This window comes from Streptomyces novaecaesareae, from assembly GCF_000716875.1.
GTDB lineage: Bacteria > Actinomycetota > Actinomycetes > Streptomycetales > Streptomycetaceae > Kitasatospora > Kitasatospora novaecaesareae.
The window spans coordinates 1-1246 of sequence record NZ_JNWQ01000198.1 but is presented as its reverse complement, the minus strand read 5'-3'; the positions used below and the strand labels follow the sequence as shown (position 1 = coordinate 1246).

Sequence of the window (1246 nt, the reverse complement as noted above, 5' to 3'; positions counted from 1 at the left end):
GTGGAGAGGATGTCCTCATGGGTACTGCGAGGTACTCGGGGGAGTTCAAGCGGGACGCGGTCGCGCTGGTGGAGTCCAGCGGGCGGCGCATCCCGTCGGTGGCGCGCGAGCTGGGTGTCAACCCGGAATCGCTGCGCCAGTGGGTCGCGCGGTCGCAGGCGGAGGCGGCCGTGTCGGGTGCGGACGGTGAGGGCCCGTTGACCCCGGCCGAGCGCGAGGAACTGCGCAGGCTGCGCAAGCAGGTCCGTGAGCTGGAGCTGGAGAAGGAGATCCTGCGGAAGGCAGCCCAATATTTTGCCAAGGAGATGGGTCGATGACCGGCCGCTGGCGGTTCATCTCCGACCATCGTGACCTGTACGGAGTACAGCGGCTGTGCCGGGTGCTGAGCGTCTCCGCGTCCGGCTTCTACCGGTGGCTCGCCGCGGCGGCCACCCGGGCCGCGCGCAGGTCCGCCGACGAGGACCTGGGCGCCCGGATCGAGGAGATCCACAGCGAGTCGAACGGCGCCTACGGCGTTCCACGGATCACCCGCGAACTGCGGGAGCGGCACGGCGTGGTCAACCACAAGCGCGTCGCCCGGCTGATGCGCGAGCGAGGGATCGCCGGCCGGCACCTGCGGCGCACGGTCCGCACGACGGTCGCGGACCGCAGCGTGCCACCGGCGCCAGACCTGGTGGGGCGGGTGTTCGCCGCTCCGGCGCCGGACGACCGGTGGTGCGGCGACATCACGTACCTGCCGGTCGGCGGCTCGTGGATGTATCTGGCGACGGTGATCGACATGCACTCGCGGCGGGTCGTGGGCTGGTCGCTCGCGGAGCACATGCGCGCCGGCCTGGTCATCGACGCCGTCCGGTCCGCGGTCGGCGCCCGGGGCGGCGACGTGCGCGGAGTGGTCTTTCACTCCGACCGCGGAGCGCAATACACGTCGGCGGCGTTCGCCGAGGTCTGCCAGGCGTACGGGATACGGCGTTCGATGGGCCGGGTCGGCTCCAGCTATGACAACGCCCTCGCGGAGTCATTCTTCGCCACGTTGAAGCGTGAACTGCTCTACGGTTCACGCTGGCTGACCAGGCCGCAGGCCCGCATGGCGGTCTTCGCCTGGATAGCCTGGTACAACCGCAAGCGGCGACACTCCGCCCTCGGCTACCGCAGTCCCGTCGACTACGAACGGCAGCACGCCAGAAGCGTCACTAACCTGGAACTAGTCGCATAGCAGGCGAGTGTCTACGAAATAGGGCAAAGCCCG

The 1246-nt window shown here is 69.7% G+C and carries 1 protein-coding gene; it reads left to right on the top strand.

From position 1 onward, the window contains the following. Positions 1 to 17 precede the first annotated feature (17 nt). Positions 18 to 1213, top strand: a protein-coding gene (locus tag OP86_RS32460; protein ID WP_245231851.1) for an IS3 family transposase whose coding sequence is annotated in 2 segments (ribosomal slippage) — positions 18 to 296 and positions 299 to 1213 — 1194 coding nt in all. Because the reading frame shifts where the segments join, the coding sequence is not laid out codon by codon here. The last annotated feature ends 33 nt before the right edge of the window (positions 1214 to 1246 follow it).